Here is a 24,208-nt window from a genome sequence, read left to right on the forward strand (position 1 = left end):
TAAAGAGCTGCCGATCCAGCTCGAATCTTTGCCACTATTTTTGCCACTCCCATGCCAGTCCAATTCACTGAACGAACCCAGCGGACGATTTACGTCTGGGTGCTCATCGGCTTAGCCGCTTACCTGGCGCTGCCGTGGTACTACCTGCAAAGTGGCTCGCTGCTCTTTGCCTTGCCCAGGCTTTTTACCGAACCTGTGACGGCCAACGGGCTGACGCAGGCTGCCATGCATGGCCGGGACTGGCTCTGGACCGGCGTGGCCGGTCTGCTGGTGGCGGGATGCGGCGCCTTGATGCCTGCCAGCAGGCGCCAGGGCGCTGTGCTGGTGGCAGGCGCCGTAACCGGCCTGCTGGGTTTGGGTGTGAGCGGTTTCATGATCGGGGCCACGGGGTGGTCGTATGAATGGCTCAATGCGGCTCTGGGCACGCTCCCGCAGGGGCAATTTGGCATCGGCTGGGGCGGTTTTGTGGTCCTGGTCTGTCTTGTCATGCTGCTGGGATCCGGCATCGCGCGTCTGGGCTATTTCCGTGGCGACGTGTTTGTGGCCGCCGCGGTCGTGGGATGCGCGGCACTGCTGTGCCTGTTTGTGGTGTTTCCGGTCGCCAAGTCCTTGTCCGCTGCCTTCTATGCCGAAGACGGAGGCTTTGCCTTGGGGGCCTTGTGGGAGCGGGTCGGTACTGCGCGCGTGTGGGGTGTCGGGTGCCTGGGTGGCGGGACCAGTTGCGGCGTGGCGTGGAACACCTTGTACCTGGCGCTGCTGACCGCGGCTGGCACGACCGTGCTGGGAACCATGATCGCGCTCATCGCCGAGCGCAGCGCCGGCAAGCGACTGCAAAAACCACTGAACGCCCTGGCCATGCTGCCCATCATCACGCCACCGTTTGTCGTGGGCCTGGGTTTGATCCTGCTGTTTGGCCGCGCCGGCATCGTCAACCAGTTGATGGAGTGGTCTTTCGGCGTTACGCCCACCCGCTGGTTCTATGGTGTATTTGGCGTCTGGCTCGCGCAGCTGTTTGCTTTCACACCCATTGCCTTCATGATCATGCGTGGCGTGGTGCAGGGCATCAGCCCATCCCTGGAAGAGGCGGCGCAGACCCTCCGCGCAAGCCGGATGAAAACCTTCCTGACCGTCACGCTGCCGCTTCTGGCGCCTGGCCTGGCCAATGCGTTTCTGGTGGGGTTTATCGAAAGCATTTCCGATTTCGGCAACCCCATCATTCTGGGTAGCGGCTATGCAGTCCTTTCAACGGAAATCTTTTTTGCCATTGTGGGTGCGTCACTGGACCAGGGTATGGCCGCGGCCCTGGCCCTGGTGCTGACGACGTTTGCGTTGACGGTCTTCTTCGTGCAGCGGCGCATCCTGGGTAAAACCAGCTTCACCACCGTTTCCGGCAAAGGCGACGCCGGCGTGCCCATGGCACTGCCGACAGGGGTGCGCCGCCTGTGCACCTGGGTCGCAGGCCCCTGGCTCGCCTTCACGATGGTGGTTTATTTCTTCGCCTTCGCGGGTGGGTTCGTCAAAGTCTGGGGGCGCGATTACACGCTAACCCTGATGCACTTCAAAACTGCGTTTGACATGCAATGGGGTGAGCATGGCCTGCTTTGGGCAGGAACTGCCTGGGCGTCCCTGTTCAATACCATCACGCTTTCGGCCATTGCGGCCCCGGTTTGCGCGAGCATCGGCTTGCTGATCGCCTGGTTGCTGGCGCGGACCGAATTCAGGGGCAAGGCCCTGTTTGAATTTTCCGCCTTGTTGACGTTTGCCATTCCCGGCACGGTGCTGGGTGTCAGCTACATCCTGGCTTTCAACGTGCCGCCGGTGGAGCTGACGGGTACCGGCCTGGTCATTGTCCTGTGCTTTGTGTTTCGCAATCTGCCGGTCGGGGTTCGGGCCGGAACGGCATCGTTCAAGCAGCTGGACCGGTCCCTCGACGAAGCCTCTGTCATGCTGCGGGCCAGCAGCCTGACCACCTTGCGCCGCGTGGTGCTGCCTTTGCTCAAGCCGGCCCTTGTTGCCGCACTGGTCTACAGCTTCGTGCGCTCGATGACCACGGTTTCCGCCGTCATTTTTCTGGTGACGGCCGAGTACGAGCTGGCCACCACTTACATCATTGGCAGGGTAGGAACTGGCGACTATGGCGTGGCGCTGGCGTACTGCACTGTGCTGATCGTCCTGATGTCTATGGCCACGGCATTGATCCAGTTCCTTGTTGGCGAACGCAAGCTGGGGCGGCGCACGGTAGGTGCCAACCGGTAGTCCACCGTCAATGACATTCCAGACCGCCTCCTTTTGCGTACAACAAGGATATTTACCAATGACTCAGGCAGGCACTGATTTCAAAAGCATAGCCAGGCGTTATGGCGGATTCAACGTTTCATTGATCAAAGCGTCTTTGAGACAGGAGTAACTGATGACCCTACAAGCCCCGCTCGGTGCATCTGGAACTGACGCACTGATCTTTGACATGGATGGAACCATGATCGACTCCATGCCGTGGCATGCCAGGTCGTGGAGCGAGTTCGCGAGGCGGCACGGCGTCCAGATGGCGCTGGCTGACATCCTCAGGCGCACCACCGGGCGCACCGGCACCGAGTCCATGAACCAGTTATTCCAGCGTGACATTGAACTTTCAGAGGCGCGGCTGCTGGTTGCGGAAAAGGAAGCCATTTATCGAGAACTCTTCGCGCCGGTGTTTGCCGAGGTTGCGGGCTTCAAGGCCTTTGCCGGGCTGGCGATGGCGCGGGGGTTCAAAGTGGGTGTGGGAACTGCGGGTGACCAGCACAACATCGCGTTTGCGATGGCCGGGCTTGCCATGGTGTCCCCGCCTCATGCTGTTGTAGGTGGCGACGAAGGCCTGGCAGGGAAACCCGAGCCCGCCATATTTCTGGAGGCTGCACGACGCATGGAGGTTGCGGCCGCCGCCTGCGTCGTGTTTGAAGATGCGCCCTTTGGCATAGAAGCCGCGCGGCGGGCCGGCATGCGGGCTGTGGCGGTTTGCACCAGCCATAGCGCTGAAGAGCTCTCGGGGCCGCACGTGATTGCCAGCGTGCGCGACTACAACGAACTTATCGCGAGTGATTTTTTGGGAAAGCTCCATGCGGCGGTTGCGTGATGGGCAGAAGCCGTCAGCGGAACAGCTGTCCGCCGGCATCGCTTTCACCTTGCTATTTTTATCCTCTTTGTCTTCTTTTTCTTTCACATCAACAAAGAAAGTCTGCACATGAGCCAACTCGGCATTGAATTCAAGAACGTGCAAAAACGTTATGGGAGCGATCCATCGCCCTTGGTGGTCAAAGGAATCAGTTTTACCGTTCCCAAAGGCACGCTGACGACGATTCTGGGACCTTCGGGCTGCGGAAAAACCACGACCCTGCGCATGATTGCCGGGCTTGAGACGCCCAGTGTGGGCCAAATCCTGATCGACGGCCGTGACGTGACCCATCTCGGACCCGCCGAACGCAACGTCAGCATGGTGTTCCAGAGCTATGCCTTGTTCCCGCATATGAGCGTGCTGGAGAACGTGGGTTATGGCTTGAGCGTCAGTGGTGTCCATGCCAAAGAGCTGCTTGAGCGCGCGCAGGTCGCCATGTCGGCGGTCGGTTTGTCCGGCTATGACGATCGGCTGCCCAGTGAGCTGTCCGGCGGGCAGCAGCAGCGTGTAGCCGTCGCCCGTGCCTTGGTGCTGGAGCCGTCCGTACTGCTGTTTGACGAGCCGCTCTCGAATCTGGATGCACGGCTGAGGCGCTCCATGCGTGAAGAAATCCGCGGGTTGCAGCAGCGCCTCGGACTGACCGTTGCTTACGTCACCCACGACCAAAGTGAGGCCCTCGCTGTAAGCGACCAGATCATTGTCATGGACCAGGGGGTGATTGCCCAGGCAGGATCCCCGTCGGAGCTTTACGAGCGTCCCAACAGCGAATTTGTTGCTGGATTCATGGGTGAGGCCATGCTGTTTCCCGGCGAGGCATTTGCGGACGGCCGGATCCAGGTGGGAGCGCTGCGTGTGAAAGCCCTGCATCCCGTCGAGCCTGGTGCGGTGAAAGCGGCCATTCGTCCTGAAGCCTGGACGATTGCACCGCCCGGAGATGAAGGTTTGCCCGGTGTGGTTTCCAAGAAAGCCTATTTGGGTAGTGTCCGCGAGTTCACTGTCGACACCAGCTTGGGCCCCATCTTCGTCGTGTCCCCGGACGCGGCATCCGACTGGTTCCAGGGTGATGCCGTAACCCTTCACCTGCCCGAACGGGGTGTTTCTGTTGTTTCAGCCTGATGGAGAAAATGATATGAGCCTTCAACGTCGAATTGTCCTCCACGGCCTTGCCGGGCTGTGCGCCGGGCCACTGCTTGCTTCACCAGTGATGGCGCAGCCTGCTGCAGAGCCGATGCTGACATTTGGTTTGATCTCGCCCAGGGCGGCTGCGGAGACCCGCGCGAGCTGGGAGCCCTTCGTCAAACTCCTGGGCGCGGCCATCCGCCGTCCGATCGATCTGCGTGTCTATGAGTCGCAGGGCGCGCTGGTAACCGCCTTCATTGGTGGGGAAATAGATCTGGCCTGGATGGGCAATGTTCCTGCTCTGGATGTGGTGGCCTCCGGCGCGGGTGGTGTTTTTGCGCAGATGGTCACGGGGGACGGCAGCGTGGGCTACAAATCGATCCTGGTGACCCATCGCAGTTCGCAAATCGAGGCGCTCAAGCCGCTGATTGAAAATGCTTCCGGCCTGCGCTTTGGCGATGGCGATCCCAAGAGTACGTCCGGGCATCTGGTGCCGCTGTATTTTGCTTTCTCCAAGAATGGCGTGAGCAAGCCCGCGGAAATTTTCAAGTCAGTGGAGACTGGGAGCCACCAGCAAAACCTGCTGAAGGTATCGAAAAAGCAAATTGATGTGGCGACGGCCAACAATGAAGAGCTTGCATTCTTTCAGCGCGACTTTGCGGACCTTGCCAGGGAGGTAAAAGTCATCTGGGAATCACCCCTCATACCGCAATCCCCATTGCTCTGGAAGGCAACGCTGCCGGACCCGTTGAAGGCGTCCATCCGGAAGTTCGTCGTCGGGTTTGCAGAGAGCGATCCTGGCGAAAAGCGCATCCTCCTGGCTGTCAACGGCTTGTCCCGGTTCCGGTCTTCCAGTAACCGGCAACTGATCCCTATTGCCGACCTGGAAATGTTCAAGACCCGCCAGGCCATCAACGACGACAAGACACTTTCTGCAACTGAACGGCAGGCCCGGATTGCGCAGGCCATAGAGCGAGGTTCGCGTCTGGAGCTCCGCCTCAAGATGGTCGTTTAGCAGCCCGTCTGCCAGCAGAATGAAGAGGCCTGTTTACACTGCGCTGCGGTGCCGGGCAATGCAGGTGTCCAGCACCTCGCCGGTTTCGCGCTGCCACCAGTTGCTGGTGGAAAAGATCTCCACCTCGCTGTAACCCGCGAACCCTTGCGCTTCCATCCAGCCGCGGATTTTCGGGATGTCAATCACACCGTCTCCCATCATGCCGCGGTCGTTCAGCAAATCGGCCGTGGGCGTCAGCCAGTCACAGGTATGGAAGGCGAGCAGGCGCTCCTTGCCTGCCCGTTCGATTTGCGGCTGCAGTTTGGGGTCCCACCACACGTGGTACACGTCCACCGCCACACCGAGCGCGCCGCTCTTTGAGGGGTCGAGCGCGTCGCAGACGTCGAGTGCGTGCTCCATGGTGTTGATGCAGGCGCGGTCTGCCGCATACATGGGGTGCAGCGGTTCGATGGCCAGTGGCATATTGCAGCTTCTGGCGTATTCGAGCAATTGGGCAATGCCGTCGCTCACCTGGCTGCGCGACAGCGCCAGGTCCTTGTGTGCCGCCTTGCCGGCCAGCGCGCCGGGCAAACCGCCCACTACCAGCACCAGGCAAGCGGCCTTGAGCTCGCAGGCTTCATCGACGGCGCGGCGGTTGTCGTCGTGGGCAGCCTGCAGGCCGGCGGCGTCGGCTGCGGTGAACATGCCGCCGCGGCAGTAGCCGGAGAGTTCAAGCCCGTGGTTTTTGACGAGTTTCGAAACAGCGGGCAGGCCGGCGGCCGCGACCTGGTCGCGCCACGGCGAAATCGCCTTGATGCCGCGCTGCACGCAGGCTTCGATGATGGTGGTCAGCGGCTGCTCGACGCCGCGGCTTTTGCGCACGGTTGCGGTGTTGATGGAGAGCCAGCGGTGGTCCTGGGAAAAATTACGCATGCGGTAAAGGTAGGGGTGTAGTTTTAGTGAAGTCAGTTGGACGGTGGCGCGGTTTTCTGCCGGCGCAGTTCGCGGATGATGGCCGCGTTGTCGAGCTCGCCATCGCCGGCGGCAATCGCTGCGCGCATCAGCGCTGCATGGGCTTCGGACAAGGGCAGTTTCTGGCCTTGGGCCGCGGCACTGTCAATCATCAGCCTGACGTCCTTGAGATGCTGGTGGATGCGCGACTGCGGCGTAAAGTCCCCGTCCACCATCATCCGGCCCTTGGCCTCGGCCGCGCCTGACGTGGCTGGGCTGGCCAGCACCAGCGCCAGGAATTGCTCGGGGGGAATGCCCATGTTTTCGGCGAAGACCATGCCTTCGGCCAGTACTGCGCGGTTCAGGCCTAGCACCAGGTTGGTGGCCAGCTTGGCTTTGGCACCCATGCCGGCGCCACCGACGTGGATGCGTTGGTCTGAAATGGCGGCCAGAACGGATTCGCACGCCTGCAATGCCCCGGCCTCGCCACCCAGCAGCAGGGTGGCTTCACCGGCGGCGATCTGCTGGCTGGAGCCCGAGAGCGGCGCTTCGATGAAGTTGATGCCGCGTGCTGCGAGCCGCGCGGCCAGGGCTTCGAGTTCGTGAGGTGTGCCGGTGGAGCAGTCGATGATGCTGCGAACGCCGAAAACGGACAGCAGGCCACCCGGCCCTTCGACCACTTTGAGCACATCGTCGGTATTGAAGACGGCCAGAACCATGCAGGAAGCCGCATTGGCAACTTCGGCCAGGGTGCCGGCAGCGCGGCCGCCTTGGGCGGTGAGGGCCGCGCGGGCTTCTTCGCGCAGGTCGAAGCCGGTGACCTGGAAGCCGGCGGCCATCAGGCGCTGCGCCAGCGCGGTGCCGACGAGGCCCAGACCGACAATGCCGACAGCGTTTGCGGCCATGCCTTCACGCCGCAAGCGACGCGCCTCCGCAGATCTGGATCTCCTGGCCGGTGATGGCCGCGGCGTCGGGTGAGAGCAGGAAGGTGACCAGCGCGGCGATCTCCCGCGGCTGGATCAGCCGGCCCAGCGGCGGCAGCTTCGGCGGGACCGTCGTTCGAGCCGGGTCGGCAAGCATGGCTGTTTCGGTGGCGGCCGGGGACACCACATTGACGGTGACACCCGAAGCCACGGTTTCAGCAGCCCAGCTGCGCGCCAGCGCCACCAGCGCGGCCTTGGTGGCTGCGTACTGGCTGCGGCCTGCCATGCCGCGTGCCACGCGGCTTCCGATCAGCACCACGCGGCCTGCGCCGGCCTGTGCCATGGCGGGTACCACCAGGTTGGCGATGCGCATGACGGCATCCACATGGAGCTGCCACATCAGCGCCGAGTCTTCACCGGAAAGCGCGCCGAGCGGGCCCACGCGCAGCACGCCGGCGGCGTGGATGAGCGCTTGTACCCCGCCCGCTGAACGCACGGCACGTTCCGTCGCTTCGGTGTTGCACAGGTTGACTTCGGTGGAGGAAAACGCCGGATGCACGATGCGCGCAGGCGCCAGGTCCAGTCCGACGACGTCCCACCCCTGGTCAAGCAGTGCCTGCGCAATGGCCAGGCCAATGCCGGAGCTGCTGCCCGTGACCAAGGCGCGTTTCACATCTTCAGTGGCCATGGTCGTGCATGTTACTCAACACGGATATTCCCGTCCGTGATGATCTTCTGTGAGCGCGCCATGTCGCTGTTCTGGAATTTCGCGAAGTCCTCCGGTGTGCCGGGCGTCAGCACCAGGCCTTGCTGGAGGAGTTTCTCGCGCATGTCGCTGGCTAGCGCCTTGTTGGTTTCGGCGTTAAGTTTCTGCGTGATGTCTGCCGGCAATTTTGCCGGGCCCCAGAGGCCGTACCAGCTGTAAAACTCGTAGCCGGGAATCGTCTCGGCCACGGTTGGCACATCAGGCAGGTTGGGCACGCGCTTGTCGCCGGTGATGGCAACGACGCGCAACAGGCCGCTCTTGTGGTACTGCAGCGAGCCAAGGATGGGGTCGATGAAACCATCAATCTGGCCACCGATCAAATCCTGGAAAGCCGGCGCCGTGCCCTTGTAGGGCACCACGGTGTATTCGATGCCGCCGGCGCGCTTGAGGAGCTCGGTCGATAGGTGGCCGGCCGAGCCGATGGAGCCGACCGCAAACGTCATCTTGCCGGGGTTGGCCTTGGCGTGGGCAATCAGCGACTTCACATCAGTGATCGGCAGGTTCTTGTTGATGGCAATCGACAAGGGCGCCTTGGCGACGAGCGAGACGGGCGTGAAGTCTTTCACCACACCGTAGGGCACGGACTTCATGGTCATGGGTGCGGTGGTGAAAGTAGAGGCATTGAAGAGCAGCGTGTAGCCGTCCGCAGGCGCCTGCGCGACCACGTGCGCACCGATGGTGCCGTTGCCGCCCGCACGGTTTTCCACCACGAAGGGCTGGCCCATCTGCTCACCGAGTTTTTGCGCCAGCTGCCGGCCCACCGCATCCAGCGTGCCGCCGGGCGGGAAGGGAATGATGACCTTGACCGGGCGGCTGGGATAAGCCTGCGCTGCGGCGCCGAAGGCGACGGCTGCGAGGCCGGCGGCCAGGCTGGCCTTGAGGAAAGTGCGTGTCTTCATGTTGTCTCCTGTTAAATTTATTCAGCGATTTGAGTGGAAGCGCTCGGTAACATTTCAAGCGGGCGCCGCGGAACCGGCTTTGCCGGGCCGCCAGCGCCGCCCCCTTGAGGGGGGAGGCCGCTACACGCAGTGAGCCGGCAACGGGGGGAGCCATTACATGCCGTGTAGCGCCAGTAGCGTCTTCATGCGCTGGGTCGCCAAGTCCGGTTGTTCAAGCAGGTTGGCGGCATCGGCCAAGCGGAACAGTTCGGCGAAGTGCTGCAGCGAACGCGTGCTCTGTTGCCCGCCGACCATCGTGAAGTGCTTCTGGTGGCCGTTAAGCCAGGCCATGAAGACGACGCCAGTTTTGTAAAAACGCGTGGGCGCGGCAAAAATGTGTCGCGACAGCGGCACCGTGGGGCCGAGGATGGCGTGGAATTTCTCGACATTGCCTTGCGCGAGCTCGCCCAGCGCGGCGCTGGCGGCCGGTGCGATGGCGTCGAAGATGCCCAGCAGCGCATCACTCTGGCCGTGCATCGCTTCCTTCCCGAAACCGTCACCGGCAATCAGCTCGGCATAGTTGAAGTCGTCGCCTGTGTACATGCGAACGCCCGTGGGCAATCTGCGGCGCATCGCGATTTCCTTGTCCTTGTCGAGCAGCGAGATCTTGATGCCGTCGACCTTGTCGGGGTGGGCGTTGATGATGCCAAGGGCCGTGTCCATGGCTTTTTCGACATTGCCGCTGCCCCAGTAGCCAGCCAGTGCAGGGTCGAACATGTCTCCCAGCCAGTGCAGCACCACCGGTTGTTTTGCCTGCCTCAGGATGCGGTCGTAGACGCGCTCATAGTCGGCCGGCGATTTGGCGACGCGCGCTAGCGCGCGGCTGGCCATCACGATCAGCTTGCCGCCGAGCTTTTCAATCGCGGCCATCTGCTCTTCGTAGCCGGCGATGACTTCATCGACGCTCTTGACGTTTTCCAGCACCAGGTGGTCGGTGCCGCAGCCTGAAGCCACCAGTGCGCCCGGCACGTCTTTGGCGGCATCGAGCGAACGGCGGATCAGCTCCAGCGAGGTCGGCCAGTCCAGGCCCATGCCGCGCTGCGCCGTGTCCATCGCTTCGGCCACACCCAGGCCCAGCGACCACAGGTGACGGCGGTAGGCGATGGTCGTGTCCCAGTCGATCGCGCAGTTGACCCAGGGATCCACTGCGGCCAATGGGTCGGCCACCACGTGAGCTGCCGAATAGGCGATGCGGTTGAATTTGACGCCCGGTGCGGGCTTCACCGGTGTGCGGCCTTGCAGCGTGTAAGGCCGCAGGCCGCCCGCGGCGACAGGCAGGGAAAGGGTTAAAGCCATGAATCTACCTTTTCTGTATGAAAAATGTGCCTGTAGCCCTTATCTGATGGGCGCGAGCAGCTATCAAACTTGTAGCGCTGGAACGTCCACCCAGCGGCGTTCTTTCCAGCTTTCGAGCGCGGCTTCGACCAGCTGCACGCCTTTGGCGCCTTCGGGCAGCGTCCATTTGTAGGGCTCGTTTTCCACCACATGGCGGATGAAGTGCTCCCACTGGATCTTGAAGCCGTTGTCGTAGGTCTGGGTGTCCGGCACTTCCTGCCACTGGTCAGAGAAATTCATCGTCTGCTTCTCGTCCGGGTTCCAGACCGGGCGCGGCGTGTTGACGCGCGACTGGGCCTTGCAGGAGGAGAGGCCCGCAACGGCCGAGCCATGCGTGCCGTCGACGTGGAAGGTGACCAGGTCTTCGCGGTTCACGCGGGTGGCCCAGGACATGTTCATCTGGGCAATCACCGGCTCGCCGCTGTGGCCGATGAGTTCGGCGGTGGCGTAAGCCGCGTCGTCGGCGGTCGCCTTGTAGGGCTTGCCAGCCTCGTCCCAGCGCTCGGGAATGTGGGTGGCACCAATACAGGAGATCGACTTGACCTCGCCGAACAGGTTGTCCAGCACGTAGCGCCAGTGGCACATCATGTCCAGGATCATGCCGCCGCCGTCCTCGGTGCGGTAGTTCCAGCTGGGGCGCTGGATAGGCTGCAGGTCGCCTTCGAAGACCCAGTAGCCGAACTCAAGCCGCACCGACAGCATCTTGCCGAAGAAACCGGCGCGGCGCAGCATGTCGAGCTTGCGCAGGCCGGGCAGGAAGAGTTTGTCTTGTACGGCGCCGTGTTTCAGGCCGGACTTTTCGGCCAGGCGGGCGATCTCGACAGCTTCGTTGAGGTTGGTGGCAATCGGCTTTTCGCAGTAGACGTGCTTGCCGGCGCGAATGGCCTTGGCCAGCAGGGTCGGGCGCATCTGTGTGGTGCCGGCGTCGAAGAAGATGGTGTCGTCCTTGTTCTTCAGCGCCTCGTCGAGGTCGGTGCCCCAACGCGCGAGGCCATGGGCTTTGGCCAGGGCTTCGATTTTTTCGGCGTTGCGGCCGATCAGGATCGGGTCGGGCATCACCTTGTCGCCGTTGGAGAGCGTGACGCCGCCCTGTTTGCGGATCGCGACGATGGAGCGGATCAGATGCTGGTTCATGCCCATGCGTCCGGTGACGCCGTGCATGATGATTCCTAGTCGTTGAGTAGCCATGGGATCCTTTGAGGAGGTGAAAAATGCGGCGGCCTCACCTTGGCCCGGCCACGGGTATTGGAAGGAGGGACGCTGCGGGGAACTGGGCGGAAGTTACTGGGTGGGCTGAAGGCCGGCAGCTTTGACCAGTACGGCATTGCTCTTGATCTCGTCCTTGATGTAGGCGTCGAACTGCTCGGGCGAGAGTGTCCAGGCGTCGGCGCCCAGGGCGGCGAAGCGTTCCTTGACTTCGGGCGTGTTCAGGGCTTTGATCACTTCGTCGTGCAGGCGGTTGACGATGTCGCGCGGTGTTTTCGCGGGGGCCATCATGCCGATCCAGAAGTTGAACTCTGAACCCGGAACGCCGGCTTCCGCCGTGGTGGGAACCTGGGGCAGGGCGCTGGCGCGTTTGGGTGAACCGACCGCGAGAGCCACGAGCTGGCCGTTCTTGATCTGGCCGATGACAGGTGCGATCGGCGAGAAGTAGTAGTCGACGCGGCCGGACATGACTTCGGTCACCGCTTCGCCGGATCCCTTGAAGGGAATGTTGGTGGCTTCGATTTTGGCGGCGAGCTTGAATTTTTCGGCATTCAAGTGGGTGGCGCTGCCCTGGCCGGCCGAGGCGAAGTTCATGCTGCCGGGTTTGGCGCGCGCCGCGGCCAGCAGTTCCTGCAGCGTCTTGATGTTTTTCGACGGCGACATGACCAGCACATTGGGCGTGCTCGAGATCGGCGTCACACCCGTGAAGTCACCCATGGTGTCGAAAGGCAGCTTGGCGAAGGTCGAGGGGCTGACCGTGTGCGAGGACGAGTGGATCATGATGGTGTAGCCGTCCGGCGCGGCCGTGGCCACGGCCTGCTGGCCGATGGTGCCGCTGGCGCCGCCGCGGTTGTCGATCACGAGCGTCTGGCCCATGCTCTGGCTCATCTTGTCGGTGATGGCGCGGGCAATGATGTCGGTGGTGCTGCCTGCGGCAAAAGGCACGATGACACGAATGGGCTTGTTGGGGTAGGCGCCCTGGGCGCTGGCCACCAGGGGTGACAGCGCCGCCATGCAGGTGAGGCTGGCCAGTGCTGCGCGACGTGTGAATTTCATGTGCTTTGTCTCCTGAAAGGGGTCATTGAAGGACTGCGAAAGACCTGTGCATGCCGCCGGTGTTATTGGGGTACCGGAATGCAGTTTACTCGTAATTCACCATTAAGTGAATTACGAATTGTAAAAATGGCCTCGTCGCTGCGTCAATGACCGCTCAGGATCAGTTTCTAAGGACATACCCTAGGATGACTTCGCACATGTGCGAGAGCCGCTCATGGCGGGCTTTGGGCGTCATGAGATCGCGCCCGAAGATGGCCGACAACGTGTGGTTGTTCGACAGGTAGAAATACGACATTCCGGCGATGGATACGTAAAGCTGTACCGGGTCGATGCCGCCGCGAAACAGCCCGTCTGCGCGCCCGCGCTCCAGGATTTCCGCCAGCGTCTGGACCAGCGGCGAGTTCATTTCCTGCACGCGGCTGGACATGGCCAGATGCCGCCCCTGATGCAGGTTTTCACTGTTAAGAAGCGTCAAAAACTCCGGATGGGCAATGTAGTATTCCCAGGTGAATTCCGTGAGCCGGCGGATGGCTTGCGCCGGATCCATGTCGCGCAGATGCAGTTCTGTTTCCGCGGCGCGGATGTCGGCATAGGCGTTTTCCAGCACCGCCAGGAAGAGTTCGTCCTTGCTCTTGAAGTAGTAGTAAATCAGGCGTTTGTTGACGTCGGCGCGCTCGGCTATCCTGTCTACCCGCGCACCGCCCAGGCCGTGTTGCGCGAACTCGTCGCGGGCCGCCAGCAGGATGGCCAGTTGGGAGCGGTCGGCATCGCGTGAACGGGGTTCGGCGGGCTTTGTTTTAGGGGTCGGCATGGCGAGAATTTAACTATTTGGTGAATTAAAGCAAGAATACCCGGACGGCATCGTTATTGGATGACAGACAGCGGCCAAGGGTACCTCCATAATGAAGCAGGTACCGGCCGCCCGCGCCGGTGCCCTTGAGGCAAAGGAGATGGCCATGAACAATTCAGACACGCCGAAAGATGGCGACTTCGCAAACTGGGTAGACCAGAAGGCCGAGGCGCTCAAATTTGAACTGGGCGAAAAATTTCCGGTACCGCCATCCGAACTGCATTCTCCCTCGGTGCATATAGAGACCGGCCGGCAGAAGCTCGAAGAGGTGCTGCTCGAACACGAGCAGCCCACGGAAGAGTTTCTCGAAGAACTCAGGGCCCTTGAAGGAGCGCCACCGCTGAGTGACGAAGAGCTGGCGCGACAAGCCCTCGAGGCTGGCGGCGGCGATGGCGACGCGGCTACGCCTGAATAATTGTTCCACCCCCGTCCAGGCTCACTGCGTGTAGCCTGTTCCCCCCTCAAGGGGGCGGCGCCTGCGGCCCGGCAAAAGCCGGTTCCGCGGCCCCTGCTTGATTGAAGAGCCCCATATTCAGTCGCTGCGCCAGTGTCTGTTCCAGCGGCACAATAGGCTTCATGAATTCCCAACTCGCTGGCCACCTTCTCGTCGATTGCCTTCTGGCCCAAGGCGTTACCCATGCGTTTGGCGTTCCCGGTGAAAGCTACCTGGCGGTGCTTGACGGCCTGCATGCGCGTCAGGACAAGATTCAGTTCGTCACTTGCCGGCAAGAGGGCGGCGCGGCCTTCATGGCCGAGGCGCACGGCAAGCTGACAGGGCGGCCGGGCGTGTGCATGGTCACGCGCGGGCCGGGCGCCACCAATGCGTCCATCGGCGTGCACACGGCCTTCCAGGATTCAACCCCCATGGTGCTGCTGGTGGGGGACGTGGCCAGCGACTGCCGCGACCGTGAAGCCTTCCAGGAGGTCGACTACGCCAGTTTCTTCGGGCCCAGCACCAAGGGCTTTGCCAAGAGGGTGGAGCGCATCGATGAGGCCGACCGCATCCCCGAATATGTGGCGCGTGCCTTCGCTACCGCCATGAACGGCCGGCCTGGCCCCGTGGTGCTGGTCTTGCCTGAAGACATGCTGACGCGCATGACGGCCGCGCAGCCGCTGCCGCGTGTGGAGGCCGTGCAGGCCTGGAGCGACCCGGGCTCGCTGCGTACGCTGCGCGAGATGCTGCTCAAGTCCGAGCGCCCGCTCGTTATCGCCGGTGGCGGCGGCTGGACGCCGCAGTCGGCGCAGGCGCTGCAACGCTTTGCCGAAAACTGGAAGTTGCCGGTGGGCAATGCCTTTCGCTTCCAGGACACCTTTGACAACCACCATCCGCTCTACGCGGGCGACGTGGGTATCGGCCTGAACCCGAAGCTGGCCGCACGCGTGAAGGCCAGCGACCTGATCATCGCCATCGGCCCGCGCCTGGGTGAGATGACGACCGGTACTTACACGTTGCTGGAGGCGCCCCGGCCCAAGCAAAAGCTGGTGCATATCCATTCGAGCGCCGAGGAGCTCAACCGCGTCTACCAGGCCGATCTGGCCATCAATGCCACCATGAACGCGGCTGCGCGATCGCTGGAGGTCCTCACGGCGCCGGTGTCTGTGGCCTGGGAAGCCTGGACCACATCCGCGAACGAGGACTACCTGGAAAACCTCAAGCCGACACCTTCCGCGAACCTGCCGGGTGATATCGACATGCCCGCCATCGTCGGCATGCTGCAAAAGCACCTGCCGGCGGATGCAGTGCTGACCAACGGCGCCGGCAACTTTGCCAGCTGGGTGCATCGTTTCTTTCGGCATCACGGTCTCGTCAAAGGCCACAAGACGCAGCTGGCGCCCACCGTGGGCGCGATGGGTTATGGCGTGCCGGCCGGTATTGCTGCGGCCATCACGACAGGACGGATGGCTTTCACCATCGCGGGTGACGGCGACTTTTTGATGAACGGCCAGGAGCTGGCCACTGCCGTGCAGCACGGCGCCAAAAGCATCATCGTGCTGCTCAACAACGGCATGTACGGCACGATCCGCATGCACCAGGAGCGGGAGTATCCAACACACCAAAGTGGTTCAAGCCTGAACAATCCGGATTTTGCGGCGCTGGCGCGAGCCTACGGTTACGCCGGCGTGCGCATCACGCGCACCGCGGAGTTTGAGGCGGAATTGCTTGCGGCGCTGGCTCGCAAGGAGGGCACGGTGATTGAGGTCACGCTGGATCCGGAAGTCATCACCACGCGTGGCACCTTGTCGGCGATTACGCAAAACGCTCTGGCCAAGGCGCCGTAACCATTGCAGCAATGCGGGCCGCTGCCGGATAGCTACTGGCCTGCGTACTGATCCGCGGCGACGATTTTGGGGTCGAACTTCAAGCCGGCCAGTTCCTCGATATCCGCGATGGCGACCTGGTTGCGTTCGAAGGCCGGCATGTCTATCGACTCATAGGTGTCGCCGAACTGCCTGATCGGTTTTTCCTGACTGAAGACGAAACCATAGGCCAGCAGCTTCGCGCCGCGTTTTTGCGATTCGGGCACGACCACGACCTTCCAGAATTTTTTGGGGATTTTGACCTTGCCGGTTCCCCAGTTTTTGGACTCGAAAAATTCGGTGAGCACCGGCCCCGCGAACAGCACGGCGCGCCCGCCCGACTCCTGAACCTGGTCGGTGAGCAGGCGCTCAAACTGGCCCCAGATACCGACCACCCCGCCTTCATAGACGCGCTGGCCGCTGCGGTCATTGGGGTTCTCCTGGTTGAAGGCCTCATGCTGCGGCGTGCAGTTGGGCCAGTGGTAGCTGTCGGCGTTCGCGAATTCGGTTTCGTCCGCGTCGGCGCCCCAGCAGTTGTCTTCGCGGCGGACAATGTGCCCGCGGTCAATCCGTTTGGCCGGGCCGTAGACGTCCTTGTTGAGCAGCTGGTATTCCAGCGGTAGCCGCGGGTCTTCTCGCCAGTTTTCCCCTCCGAAATCCGCCCGCTTCCGCGGGTCGGTGCGCGATTTGGGGCGGTAGTCGTAGTTCGAGGCGGTCCACAGGCACATGCGTGTCGGCTTGTGCATTACGAGGGAAAAGTGGTGGTAGTCAAGCGGTAGCGGATCGGCCGGCGCCAGGTGGCCTGTCTTCACTGCGGGCACGTCGTCCACACCGGCATTGAATTCCTCATAATCGGCAACCGAATAGAGGGCACCATCCCATCGCGACTGGGCCACAGGGGCAGGAACCTCCTGGCCGAGGAATTTCGGGTTGTATCCCTTGCGGCCCGCGTAGTTCTCGTCGAAAACCAGGGATTTTTCCTGAAAGGCGGTGAAGAGGCCATCCGCCGAAGGCGCACCGGAACCATCAGGCAAACGAACTTGCGCGGGCGCCGCGGGTGCAGGCACCGACACGGGTGCAGCGGCGGCAGGCACGCCGGGCTGAAGCGCCTGCCCGCCATAGACGTGCAGGGTTACTGGCCCCGAGAAATTGAAGGTGTTGCCGCCTCCGGGCCGTGAGGCGAGAGGTAAGAGGGATGACGAGGCGGTGCCGGCCGGCACGCTCTCTGTGCCGGTGAGCGGGTCTGCCGTGGTCGCCAGCAATTGCCGGGCGATCATGCGCATGGATTCTGGAATCGACATGGATTTAAGCCTTTCAACGATGAAACTGACGCGCGCGCCCTCATTGGCGATCCACTGGATGTCGTCGTCGCTTTGCGACTCCGGGTCCCAGGGGGCGCCCCGTTTGTCCAGGATCCGGCCGTCCCGCATCGCCGGCACGCCGCAGTGGTGCAGCGCCACCAGTTCCCAGTCTGTGTTGTAGACCGGGGAGCCGGAGGAGCCCGGCCGCGTGTCCGTCTCATAGTGAAGAAAGCCGGTGGGCAGGATGTCCATCAACTTGTTGTCGCTGATGGCGAAGGCCCGCGGCCCGCCGGCGGGGTGCTGGATGATATTGACCGGAGCGCCCGTCAACACCTTGCCCGTTGCCTCGATCAGCCGCGTCCAGCCGCATGAGGCAATCTGGTCGCTCTCGCGGCTGCGGGGCTGCACCGCCACGATGGTGAAGTCGAGGGCCGGGTCGGTAACAAAGAAACGGTCTGGATCGAAGTCGTAGTACTTGCCGTTGTTGATGCCGTACTCATCGCGCACGTAGAAAAAATTCGCCGCGTGGCCGTCGACGTCAATCTTTGAAGGAAACACGTGATGATTCGTCAGTAGCAGGTCGAACCCGATCAACAGGCCCGTGGCCACGCCGATGGGCGTATGGCTGGCGCTGCGCTGCTGGACGATGCGGGCCACGGGTTTCGCGGCGTCCGAGGCCTGGACGCTGGGCGCGTATTCCACGGGATTCCACGCACCAATGACACGCTCGGGGAAAAGGGGAAAGCCGCCCGCGGCCCTGGTCAATTGGCGGGCTGTCCATTCCGCTTGGCGCTTGGGTGTGTCGGCGGCGCCTGGGCCTTGGTTCCGGATTTTTTCAAGGCCGGTTTCGCGCTGCTTCATGCGCTCTTCCCAACGCCGGGCCGCATCCGTCAGGATGCCCTGTTGCCTCGTCTTGACCGCTCCGAGTGTCTGTCCCATTTCTTGTTCCTTCGCCGGCCTTCGGCCTGCAGAATTCGGGGAAATGGATATTCCTCCATTCCACGGGAAAATGCACCCTCCAGTCGGAGGAGACTTCACAAGCCGGGTTAGTGCAGACCTGTAAAGACGTACAGCGGCTCGCGAAAAACAAGGCGCCACAATGAAAAAACCCTCCTTGAAGAAGGAGGGTTTTGAATGGAAGCGGCTTTATGACAAAGCCACTTCAAGCCATGAAGGACTATTCCTTGATGTCCACTGCGTAGAAGTTGTGGCGGCCGAACGGGCTGTTCTTGTAGCCGATCACGCTTTTGCGGATGGGCTTGAGCTGCACTGCGTGGGCGATGGTGAACCAGGGCGCTTGCTCCTTGAAGATGACCTGGGCCTGCTGGTAGAGCTTGATGCGCTCGGCAGGATTGGTCACCGTCTTGGCTTTCAGGACCAGGTCTTCATACGGCTGGTAGCAGAACTTGGCGATGTTGGAACCGCTGGCGGACTGGGCTGAAGCGCAGCCGAGCAGGGTGTACATGAAGTTGTCAGGATCGCCGTTGTCGCCGGTCCAGCCCAGCATCCCCATCTGGTGTTCGCCAGCCTGCAAACGCTTGCGGTACTCGCCCCATTCGAAGCTCTTGATCTCGGCGGTCACGCCGACCTTGACCAGGTCAGCCTGCATCAACTCGGCGATGCGCTTGGCATTCGGGTTGTATGGGCGCTGCACGGGCATTGCCCACAGGTCGGTGGTGAAACCGTTGGGGAAACCGGCCTGGGCCAGCAATTTCTTGGCGGCTTCGGGGTTGTACTCGTCGTCCTTGATGGCGTTGTTGTACGCGGCCATGGTTGGCGGGATCGGGTTCTTGGCGGCAACACCGGTGCTCAGGTACACGCCGTCAACAATGGCTTTCTTGTTGATCGCCATGTTGATGGCCTTGCGCACGCGCACGTCGTCAAACGGCTTCTTGGTCGTGTTGTAGGCGAGGTAGCCCACGTTCAGGCCGGCCTGCTCGACGATCGTCACGTTGGCGTCCTTGCGGATCGCGTCGAGGTCGGCGGGGTTGGGGTAGGGCATGACGTGGCATTCGTTCTTCTGCAGCTTGGCCCAGCGGACCGAAGCGTCAGGCGTGATCGAGTACACGAGGTCGTCGATCTTGGCCTTGCCGCCCCAATATTGCGGGAAGGCCTTGTAACGGATGACCGCGTCTTTCTGGTACTGCACCAGGTAGAAGGGGCCGGTGCCCACCGGGTCCTGGTCGATTTTTTCCGGCGTGCCGGCTTTCAGCATGGCGTCGGCGTATTCCTTGGACTGCACGGCCGCGTAAGGCATGGCCAGGTTGGCGAGGAATGGCGCTTCAGGCTTGTCCAGCGTGATCTTGACAGTGAGGTCGTTGACCTTTTCCACCGATTTCAGCAGCTTGGGCATGCCCATGTCGCTGAAGTAGGAGTGGTTGGGGCTGGTGACCTTGAAGAAGGCGTTGTCTTCTTTCCACTGGCGTTCGAACATGAACAGCACGTCGTCGGCGTTGAAGTCGCGCGTTGGCTTGAAGGCCTTGTTGCTGGCATGCCATTTCACGCCCTTGCGCAGGTGGAAGGTGTAGGTCAGGCCGTCGGCGGAAATGTCCCATTTTTCGGCCAGGCCGGGAACGACCTTGGTGCCGCCGTATTCGAATTCGACGAGGCGGTTGTAGACGGGTTCGTTGGCATCAAACGACGTACCCGTGGTGTTGACGCCAGGGTAGAAGTTTTCGGGGCTGCCTTCAGAGCAGAACACCAGCGTCTTCGCGGAGACGGGTGAAAGTGCCAGCAGCGCTGGCAGGGCAATAGCGCACAGCAATGCGCGCTGGACCGGGCGCAGCCGGTTTGCACTTGGTTTGGTCTGAATCATTTGACGATCCCTTTGGAGGTTAATGCTGCTTTTGCAGCGGGGGCTTGCGGCCAGATTGCACAACATTTGTGACGTTGTGCGCCCTGGTCATTGAAAAACGTGGCCTGAAACCGGTGCTTGAGCGCATGGTTTCAGGTCACGCAGTGAGAAAGTTTTCAGCATAGTGGCACGCAACCTGCCGCTCTGCAACTTCGCGCAGCTGCGGCCTTTCGGCGCGGCAGCGGTCGGTGACGTGCGGGCAACGGGTAGAGAACACGCAGCCGGTGGGCGGGTTAAGCGGCGAGGGCAGCTCGCCCTTGAGCACGATGCGTTGCTTCACCCCGGTGCCGGCCAGGCCGGGTGTGGAGGCCAGCAGGGCCTGGGTGTAGGGGTGCAGGGGCCGGTTAAACAGGGCATTTTTCTCGCCTTGTTCAACGGCATGGCCCAGGTACATCACCAACACGTCGTGGGCGATGTGGCGCACCACACCCAGGTCGTGCGAGATGAACAGATAGGCCAGACCCATGGACTGCTGCAGGTCGGCCAGCAGGTTGAGCACCTGGGCCTGTATGGAGACGTCAAGGGCCGATACCGGCTCGTCAGCTACCACCACCGTGGGGTTGAGCATCAACGCGCGTGCAATGGCAATGCGCTGGCGCTGGCCGCCCGAGAACATGTGGGGATAGCGGTCGTAGTGCTCGGGGCGCAGGCCCACCATGGCCAGCATGGCGCGGGCCTTGGCGGCGCGCTCTTCAGCTGTCAGGCTGGTGTTGATTTCCAGTGGCGCCTCAAGGATGGCGCCGATTTTCTTGCGCGGGTTGAGCGAGCCGTAGGGGTTCTGGAACACCAGCTGCACGGCCTTGCGAAGACCCTGGCGCTCTTCCTGGCCACTGTTCACCGCGTCTATGCCGGTGATGCGCAATTCGCCGCCCGTAGGCGTTTCAATGAGCGAGACCATACGGGCCAGCGTGGATTTACCGCAGCCCGATTCGCCTACAACGGCCAGCGTCTTGCCGGCGTGGACCGAGAAGGAAACGCCACCGACGGCCTGCAGGTGGTCGGACTTGCGCATGAAACCGCGGCGGATTTCATAGACCTGCTTGAGATTTTTTGCTTCAACGACGGGCTCGGTCGGCAGGGTGGTGGAAGTGGTGGCGGTGCTCATTGCGCGGCCTCCACCAGTGGGGTGTCGTGCTCGATGTTGGCCTCGCGGCTGGGATCACCCAGCGGGTAGTGGCAGCGAACCATGCCGTCCTTCCAGGCGCGCAGCAGCGGGCGCTCGTTGCGGGAATGTTCGGTGGCATAGGCGCAGCGCGGAGCAAACAGGCATCCGGTAGGGCGGTCATAGAGGCCGGGCACCATGCCGGGGATGGTCGCCAGGCGGGAGCTGCCGTCGCTGCGCTCAGGCAGGGCCGAAAGCAGGGCTTCGGTGTAGGGGTGCTGGGGCGTGTTGAAAAGGGCGTGTGCGCTTTGCTCTTCCATGATCTGGCCGGCGTACATCACCGCGATGCGCTGTGCCATTTCGGACACCACGCCCATGTTGTGTGTGATCAGCACCAGGGCCATGCCGCGCTCTTTTTGCAGGCTACGCAGCAGGTCCAGGATTTGCGCCTGGATGGTCACGTCAAGCGCCGTGGTCGGCTCGTCGGCAATCAGGAGGCGCGGGTTGCAGGCGATCGCCATGGCGATCATCACGCGCTGGTTCATGCCACCGGAGAGCTGGTGGGGATAGGCCTTCAGGCGGCTTTCGGGTGAATTGATGCCGACCTGCTCGAGCAGTTCGATGGCCTTGCGTGTTGCGGCCTTTTTATCCATGCCCAGGTGCAGACGCAGGGTTTCGGTGATCTGGAAGCCGACGGTGAAGCAGGGGTTCAGGCTGGTCGTGGGTTCCTGGAAGATCATCGCCACGTCTTTGCCGATGAGCTTGTTGCGCTCGCCTTGCGACAGCTTGAGGAGGTCGTGTCCGGCAAACCGTAGTTTGTCGGCTTTCACGCGGCCGGGGTAAGCCACCAGGCCCATCAAGGCCATCATGGTGACGCTTTTGCCGGAGCCAGATTCGCCGACGATACCGAGGACTTCGCCTTCTTCCAGCGACAGGCTGATGCCGTCAACGGCGTGCATGATGCCGTTTTGCGAGGGGAACTCGACGGAGAGGTTTTCTATTTCTAACAAAGCCATACGGAATCTTTCAGCGCTTCAGCTTGGGGTCGAATGCGTCACGCAGTCCGTCGCCGAGCAAGTTGAAGGCCAGCACAGTGATCAAAATTGCGAGGCCGGGGAAGGTGACCACCCACCAGGCGCGCAAGACAAATTCGCGGGCATCGGCCAGCATGGTGCCCCATTCGGGTGAGGGTGGCTGGGCGCCCAGGCCCAGGAAGCCCAAGGCGGCGGCGTCCAGGATGGCGGTCGACACGCCCAGTGAGGCCTGGACGATCAGCGGCGCCGTGCAGTTGGGCAGGATTTCGCTGAACATCAGGCGGATACGGCTGGCGCCGCTCATGCGCGCGGCGGTCACGTAGTCACGCGAGGTTTCGGCGATCACGGCGGCGCGCGTGATGCGCACGTAATGCGGCAGCACGACGATGGCAACAGCCAGCATGGCGTTCATCAGCCCGGGGCCGAGGATGGCGACGATCACGATGGCCAGCAGCAGGCTGGGCAGGGTCAGGATGATGTCCATGAGGCGCATCACGGCGATCTCGAAGATGCCGCGGAAAAAGCCTGCCAGCAGGCCCAGCACCGTGCCGACAACCACCGACAGCGCCACCACGGCCAGGCCGATCACCAGCGACAGGCGGGCGCCGTACATCAGGCGCGAGAGGATGTCCCGGCCGATGGCGTCGGTGCCCAGGGGATAGGTCCAGGAGCCGCCCGTCTGCCAGGCCGGTGGCTTGAGGAACACGGCGTTGTTGGTGATGTTGGGTGCGTGCGGCGCCAGCAGGGGCGCAAAGAGCGCCAGCAGCAGCACGCCAATCACGATGACCAGGCCGATCACGGCGCCGTTGTTGGCGCTGAAGTAGTTCCAGAACTCGCGCAGAGGGTGCGGTGGCGCCGGGGGCGTGCCCGGTTTCGGGGGGGCGGATTTCAAGGTGGCCGTGCTCATCGCTGGTGCCTGATGCGTGGGTTAATGATGCCGTAGGTGATGTCCACCAGCAGGTTGACGGCCATGACGATGGCGCCCAGCAGCAGGATGCCGCCCTGCAGAACGGGGTAGTCGCGGCGGCTGATGGCTTCGATCAGCCATTTGCCGACGCCCGGCCAGGAAAAGATGGTTTCGGTGAGGATGGCGCCCGTGAACAGTACGCCGACCTGCAGGCCGATCACGGTGACCACCGGGATCAATGCATTGCGCAGCGCATGCAGGGCCACCACGCGCAGGTTGGAAAGCCCTTTGGCGCGCGCGGTGCGGATGTAGTCTTCGCCCAGCACTTCCAGCATGGCCGAACGCGTCATGCGCGCGATCACCGCCAGCGGGTTGGTGCCCAGCACAATCATGGGCAATATCAGGTGGGAAGCGGCCGACCAGAAAGCACCCTTGTCTTCCGAGAGAAGTGAGTCGATCAACAGAAAGCCTGTGGTGGGCTCAATGAAGTACTGCACCGACAGCCGGCCCGATACGGGGGTCCAGCCGAGCTGCACCGAGAACAGCAGGATCAGCAGCAATCCCCACCAGAAAATCGGCATGGAATACCCCGTGAGGGACACCCCCATGACGCCATGGTCGAGTATGGAGTTTCGCTTGACCGCCGCCAGGATGCCCGCGGGGATGCCGATCAGCAGTGCAAACAAAATGGCGCACACGGCGAGTTCGATGGTGGCCGGAAACAGCGTGAGGAATTCGCGCAGTACAGGCTCCTGTGTGATCAGGGACTTGCCCAGGTCGCCTTTCAGGACCCGGCCGATGTAGATGCCGTACTGCACCATGACGGGTCGGTCCAGGCCGTATTCCTTGAGCAATTGCGCGTGGCGCACCGGATCGATGCCGCGCTCGCCCGCCATGGTTTCGATCGGGTCGCCGGGCACCATGCGGATCAGGAAGAAAGCCAGCAGAGTCATCCCCAAAAAGGTGGGAATGATCAGGCTCAGTCGGGTAAAAATAAAGCGCAGCATTATCGCGGGATGCTAAGGCAGGACTTGACGCGGGCTGGCGAGTGCCCGTCGCGGTGGCGACAGGCAGGGCACGCGGGGTTTTCCGCCGCCCCGGTTTTTGAATGCAGTAGCTGCAATGGCATCAACATGGGTCTGTTCTATTTGGTCTGGTGCGGGCGGTGCCGCAAGGGGGATTTTTATCTTAGCAACAATAGCGTCGTTTTTCGACTGTGCCGCTGGTGGCGGGCTACCGAGTAACCCTATGGCATTAGCATACGTTTCAGGAGGCTTTGGACGTTAATGGAAGAGGGTGGCATGGCGCGGGAGCATGCGAGTGCAACGCAGGAAGCGTGCCAGCGGTTGGGGGTGCGGTAGGTGCCCTCTTACCAGCCGCGCATAAAAAAAGGCCGGTGCAAACCGGCCTTTTGATATCGGCG

Annotated in this window: 20 protein-coding genes; 6 read left to right on the forward strand and 14 right to left on the reverse strand. The window is 62.3% G+C overall.

The features are described from left to right. Window positions 1–51 precede the first annotated feature (51 nt). The 4 genes from AC1DWQ_RS07990 (at window position 52) to phnD (ending at window position 5,285) form a co-directional block, all read left to right on the forward strand. Window positions 52–2,256, forward strand: a complete 2,205-nt coding sequence (locus AC1DWQ_RS07990) for an ABC transporter permease (RefSeq protein WP_477669164.1) — start codon at window positions 52–54, stop codon at window positions 2,254–2,256. Between the two features lie 154 nt (window positions 2,257–2,410). Further along, complete coding sequence (locus tag AC1DWQ_RS07995) at window positions 2,411–3,112, forward strand: HAD family hydrolase (protein WP_477669165.1); 702 nt, start codon at window positions 2,411–2,413, stop codon at window positions 3,110–3,112. Window positions 3,113–3,220: 108 nt separating this feature from the next. Continuing rightward, window positions 3,221–4,267, forward strand: coding sequence for an ABC transporter ATP-binding protein (locus AC1DWQ_RS08000; protein ID WP_477669166.1), 1,047 nt, complete (start codon window positions 3,221–3,223; stop codon window positions 4,265–4,267). Window positions 4,268–4,280: 13 nt separating this feature from the next. Further along, window positions 4,281–5,285, forward strand: coding sequence for a phosphate/phosphite/phosphonate ABC transporter substrate-binding protein (gene phnD / locus AC1DWQ_RS08005; RefSeq protein ID WP_477669167.1), 1,005 nt, complete (start codon window positions 4,281–4,283; stop codon window positions 5,283–5,285). Window positions 5,286–5,318: 33 nt separating this feature from the next. Here the strand turns inward: phnD and AC1DWQ_RS08010 are convergent, their stop codons facing one another. The 8 genes from AC1DWQ_RS08010 to AC1DWQ_RS08045 all read right to left on the reverse strand — a co-directional run bounded on the left by AC1DWQ_RS08010 (window position 5,319) and on the right by AC1DWQ_RS08045 (window position 13,250). Next, window positions 5,319–6,197: a sugar phosphate isomerase/epimerase family protein gene (locus AC1DWQ_RS08010; protein ID WP_477669168.1), complete on the reverse strand. Its 879-nt coding sequence runs from the start codon at window positions 6,195–6,197 to the stop codon at window positions 5,319–5,321. Window positions 6,198–6,229: 32 nt separating this feature from the next. Next, complete coding sequence (locus AC1DWQ_RS08015) at window positions 6,230–7,120, reverse strand: NAD(P)-dependent oxidoreductase (RefSeq protein ID WP_477669169.1); 891 nt, start codon at window positions 7,118–7,120, stop codon at window positions 6,230–6,232. Window positions 7,121–7,124: 4 nt separating this feature from the next. Continuing rightward, window positions 7,125–7,826 (reverse strand): SDR family NAD(P)-dependent oxidoreductase, encoded by a 702-nt coding sequence (locus AC1DWQ_RS08020; RefSeq protein ID WP_477669170.1) that lies wholly within the window; start codon window positions 7,824–7,826, stop codon window positions 7,125–7,127. Window positions 7,827–7,837: 11 nt separating this feature from the next. Then, window positions 7,838–8,803, reverse strand: coding sequence for a Bug family tripartite tricarboxylate transporter substrate binding protein (locus AC1DWQ_RS08025; RefSeq protein WP_477669171.1), 966 nt, complete (start codon window positions 8,801–8,803; stop codon window positions 7,838–7,840). A 153-nt stretch (window positions 8,804–8,956) separates the two neighbouring features. Next, entirely contained in the window at window positions 8,957–10,138 is a 1,182-nt protein-coding gene (locus tag AC1DWQ_RS08030) for a dihydrodipicolinate synthase family protein (RefSeq protein WP_477669172.1), read from the reverse strand. A 63-nt stretch (window positions 10,139–10,201) separates the two neighbouring features. Next, complete coding sequence (locus AC1DWQ_RS08035) at window positions 10,202–11,365, reverse strand: Gfo/Idh/MocA family protein (RefSeq protein ID WP_477669173.1); 1,164 nt, start codon at window positions 11,363–11,365, stop codon at window positions 10,202–10,204. 93 nt (window positions 11,366–11,458) lie between these two features. After that, window positions 11,459–12,439 (reverse strand): Bug family tripartite tricarboxylate transporter substrate binding protein, encoded by a 981-nt coding sequence (locus AC1DWQ_RS08040; RefSeq protein WP_477669174.1) that lies wholly within the window; start codon window positions 12,437–12,439, stop codon window positions 11,459–11,461. A gap of 160 nt (window positions 12,440–12,599) precedes the next feature. Then, window positions 12,600–13,250 (reverse strand): TetR/AcrR family transcriptional regulator, encoded by a 651-nt coding sequence (locus tag AC1DWQ_RS08045; RefSeq protein ID WP_477669175.1) that lies wholly within the window; start codon window positions 13,248–13,250, stop codon window positions 12,600–12,602. A 145-nt stretch (window positions 13,251–13,395) separates the two neighbouring features. Between AC1DWQ_RS08045 and AC1DWQ_RS08050 the strand changes: the two genes are divergently transcribed. Both AC1DWQ_RS08050 and AC1DWQ_RS08055 read left to right on the forward strand, forming a co-directional pair. Further along, complete coding sequence (locus AC1DWQ_RS08050) at window positions 13,396–13,704, forward strand: hypothetical protein (RefSeq protein WP_477669176.1); 309 nt, start codon at window positions 13,396–13,398, stop codon at window positions 13,702–13,704. Between the two features lie 161 nt (window positions 13,705–13,865). Next, a complete protein-coding gene (locus tag AC1DWQ_RS08055) occupies window positions 13,866–15,569 on the forward strand; it encodes a thiamine pyrophosphate-binding protein (protein WP_477669177.1) in 1,704 nt (567 codons plus the stop codon). Window positions 15,570–15,601: 32 nt separating this feature from the next. Here AC1DWQ_RS08055 and AC1DWQ_RS08060 read toward each other — a convergent pair whose 3' ends face one another. The 6 genes from AC1DWQ_RS08060 to AC1DWQ_RS08085 all read right to left on the reverse strand — a co-directional run bounded on the left by AC1DWQ_RS08060 (window position 15,602) and on the right by AC1DWQ_RS08085 (window position 23,792). Next, on the reverse strand, window positions 15,602–17,827 hold the full coding sequence (locus AC1DWQ_RS08060) for a DNA/RNA non-specific endonuclease (protein WP_477669178.1): 2,226 nt from the start codon (window positions 17,825–17,827) through the stop codon (window positions 15,602–15,604). 238 nt (window positions 17,828–18,065) lie between these two features. Further along, window positions 18,066–19,703 (reverse strand): ABC transporter substrate-binding protein, encoded by a 1,638-nt coding sequence (locus AC1DWQ_RS08065; protein ID WP_477669179.1) that lies wholly within the window; start codon window positions 19,701–19,703, stop codon window positions 18,066–18,068. A 136-nt stretch (window positions 19,704–19,839) separates the two neighbouring features. Next, window positions 19,840–20,847, reverse strand: a complete 1,008-nt coding sequence (locus tag AC1DWQ_RS08070) for a peptide ABC transporter ATP-binding protein (RefSeq protein WP_477669180.1) — start codon at window positions 20,845–20,847, stop codon at window positions 19,840–19,842. Beyond that, complete coding sequence (locus AC1DWQ_RS08075) at window positions 20,844–21,860, reverse strand: ABC transporter ATP-binding protein (RefSeq protein ID WP_477669181.1); 1,017 nt, start codon at window positions 21,858–21,860, stop codon at window positions 20,844–20,846. The genes AC1DWQ_RS08070 and AC1DWQ_RS08075 overlap by 4 nt, the downstream gene beginning before the upstream one ends. Window positions 21,861–21,870: 10 nt before the next feature. After that, window positions 21,871–22,785 carry an ABC transporter permease subunit gene (locus AC1DWQ_RS08080; RefSeq protein ID WP_477669182.1) on the reverse strand — a complete coding sequence of 305 codons (915 nt, stop codon included), beginning with the start codon at window positions 22,783–22,785 and terminating at the stop codon, window positions 21,871–21,873. Then, complete coding sequence (locus AC1DWQ_RS08085; protein ID WP_477646562.1) at window positions 22,782–23,792, reverse strand: ABC transporter permease subunit; 1,011 nt, start codon at window positions 23,790–23,792, stop codon at window positions 22,782–22,784. The genes AC1DWQ_RS08080 and AC1DWQ_RS08085 overlap by 4 nt, the downstream gene beginning before the upstream one ends. Window positions 23,793–24,208 lie beyond the last annotated feature (416 nt).

This window comes from Polaromonas sp. P2_G11 (assembly GCF_056403595.1).

Excerpts from the sequence above, each read along its gene's own strand:
- AC1DWQ_RS07990 (WP_477669164.1), top strand. The coding sequence starts at position 52 with ATGCCAGTCCAATTCACTGAACGAACCCAGCGGACGATTTACGTCTGG.
- AC1DWQ_RS07995 (WP_477669165.1), top strand. The coding sequence starts at position 2,411 with ATGACCCTACAAGCCCCGCTCGGTGCATCTGGAACTGACGCACTGATC.
- AC1DWQ_RS08000 (WP_477669166.1), top strand. The coding sequence starts at position 3,221 with ATGAGCCAACTCGGCATTGAATTCAAGAACGTGCAAAAACGTTATGGG.
- phnD (WP_477669167.1), top strand. The coding sequence starts at position 4,281 with ATGAGCCTTCAACGTCGAATTGTCCTCCACGGCCTTGCCGGGCTGTGC.
- AC1DWQ_RS08010 (WP_477669168.1), bottom strand. The coding sequence starts at position 6,197 with ATGCGTAATTTTTCCCAGGACCACCGCTGGCTCTCCATCAACACCGCA.
- AC1DWQ_RS08015 (WP_477669169.1), bottom strand. The coding sequence starts at position 7,120 with ATGGCCGCAAACGCTGTCGGCATTGTCGGTCTGGGCCTCGTCGGCACC.
- AC1DWQ_RS08020 (WP_477669170.1), bottom strand. The coding sequence starts at position 7,826 with ATGGCCACTGAAGATGTGAAACGCGCCTTGGTCACGGGCAGCAGCTCC.
- AC1DWQ_RS08025 (WP_477669171.1), bottom strand. The coding sequence starts at position 8,803 with ATGAAGACACGCACTTTCCTCAAGGCCAGCCTGGCCGCCGGCCTCGCA.
- AC1DWQ_RS08030 (WP_477669172.1), bottom strand. The coding sequence starts at position 10,138 with ATGGCTTTAACCCTTTCCCTGCCTGTCGCCGCGGGCGGCCTGCGGCCT.
- AC1DWQ_RS08035 (WP_477669173.1), bottom strand. The coding sequence starts at position 11,365 with ATGGCTACTCAACGACTAGGAATCATCATGCACGGCGTCACCGGACGC.
- AC1DWQ_RS08040 (WP_477669174.1), bottom strand. The coding sequence starts at position 12,439 with ATGAAATTCACACGTCGCGCAGCACTGGCCAGCCTCACCTGCATGGCG.
- AC1DWQ_RS08045 (WP_477669175.1), bottom strand. The coding sequence starts at position 13,250 with ATGCCGACCCCTAAAACAAAGCCCGCCGAACCCCGTTCACGCGATGCC.
- AC1DWQ_RS08050 (WP_477669176.1), top strand. The coding sequence starts at position 13,396 with ATGAACAATTCAGACACGCCGAAAGATGGCGACTTCGCAAACTGGGTA.
- AC1DWQ_RS08055 (WP_477669177.1), top strand. The coding sequence starts at position 13,866 with ATGAATTCCCAACTCGCTGGCCACCTTCTCGTCGATTGCCTTCTGGCC.
- AC1DWQ_RS08060 (WP_477669178.1), bottom strand. The coding sequence starts at position 17,827 with ATGGGACAGACACTCGGAGCGGTCAAGACGAGGCAACAGGGCATCCTG.
- AC1DWQ_RS08065 (WP_477669179.1), bottom strand. The coding sequence starts at position 19,703 with ATGATTCAGACCAAACCAAGTGCAAACCGGCTGCGCCCGGTCCAGCGC.
- AC1DWQ_RS08070 (WP_477669180.1), bottom strand. The coding sequence starts at position 20,847 with ATGAGCACCGCCACCACTTCCACCACCCTGCCGACCGAGCCCGTCGTT.
- AC1DWQ_RS08075 (WP_477669181.1), bottom strand. The coding sequence starts at position 21,860 with ATGGCTTTGTTAGAAATAGAAAACCTCTCCGTCGAGTTCCCCTCGCAA.
- AC1DWQ_RS08080 (WP_477669182.1), bottom strand. The coding sequence starts at position 22,785 with ATGAGCACGGCCACCTTGAAATCCGCCCCCCCGAAACCGGGCACGCCC.
- AC1DWQ_RS08085 (WP_477646562.1), bottom strand. The coding sequence starts at position 23,792 with ATGCTGCGCTTTATTTTTACCCGACTGAGCCTGATCATTCCCACCTTT.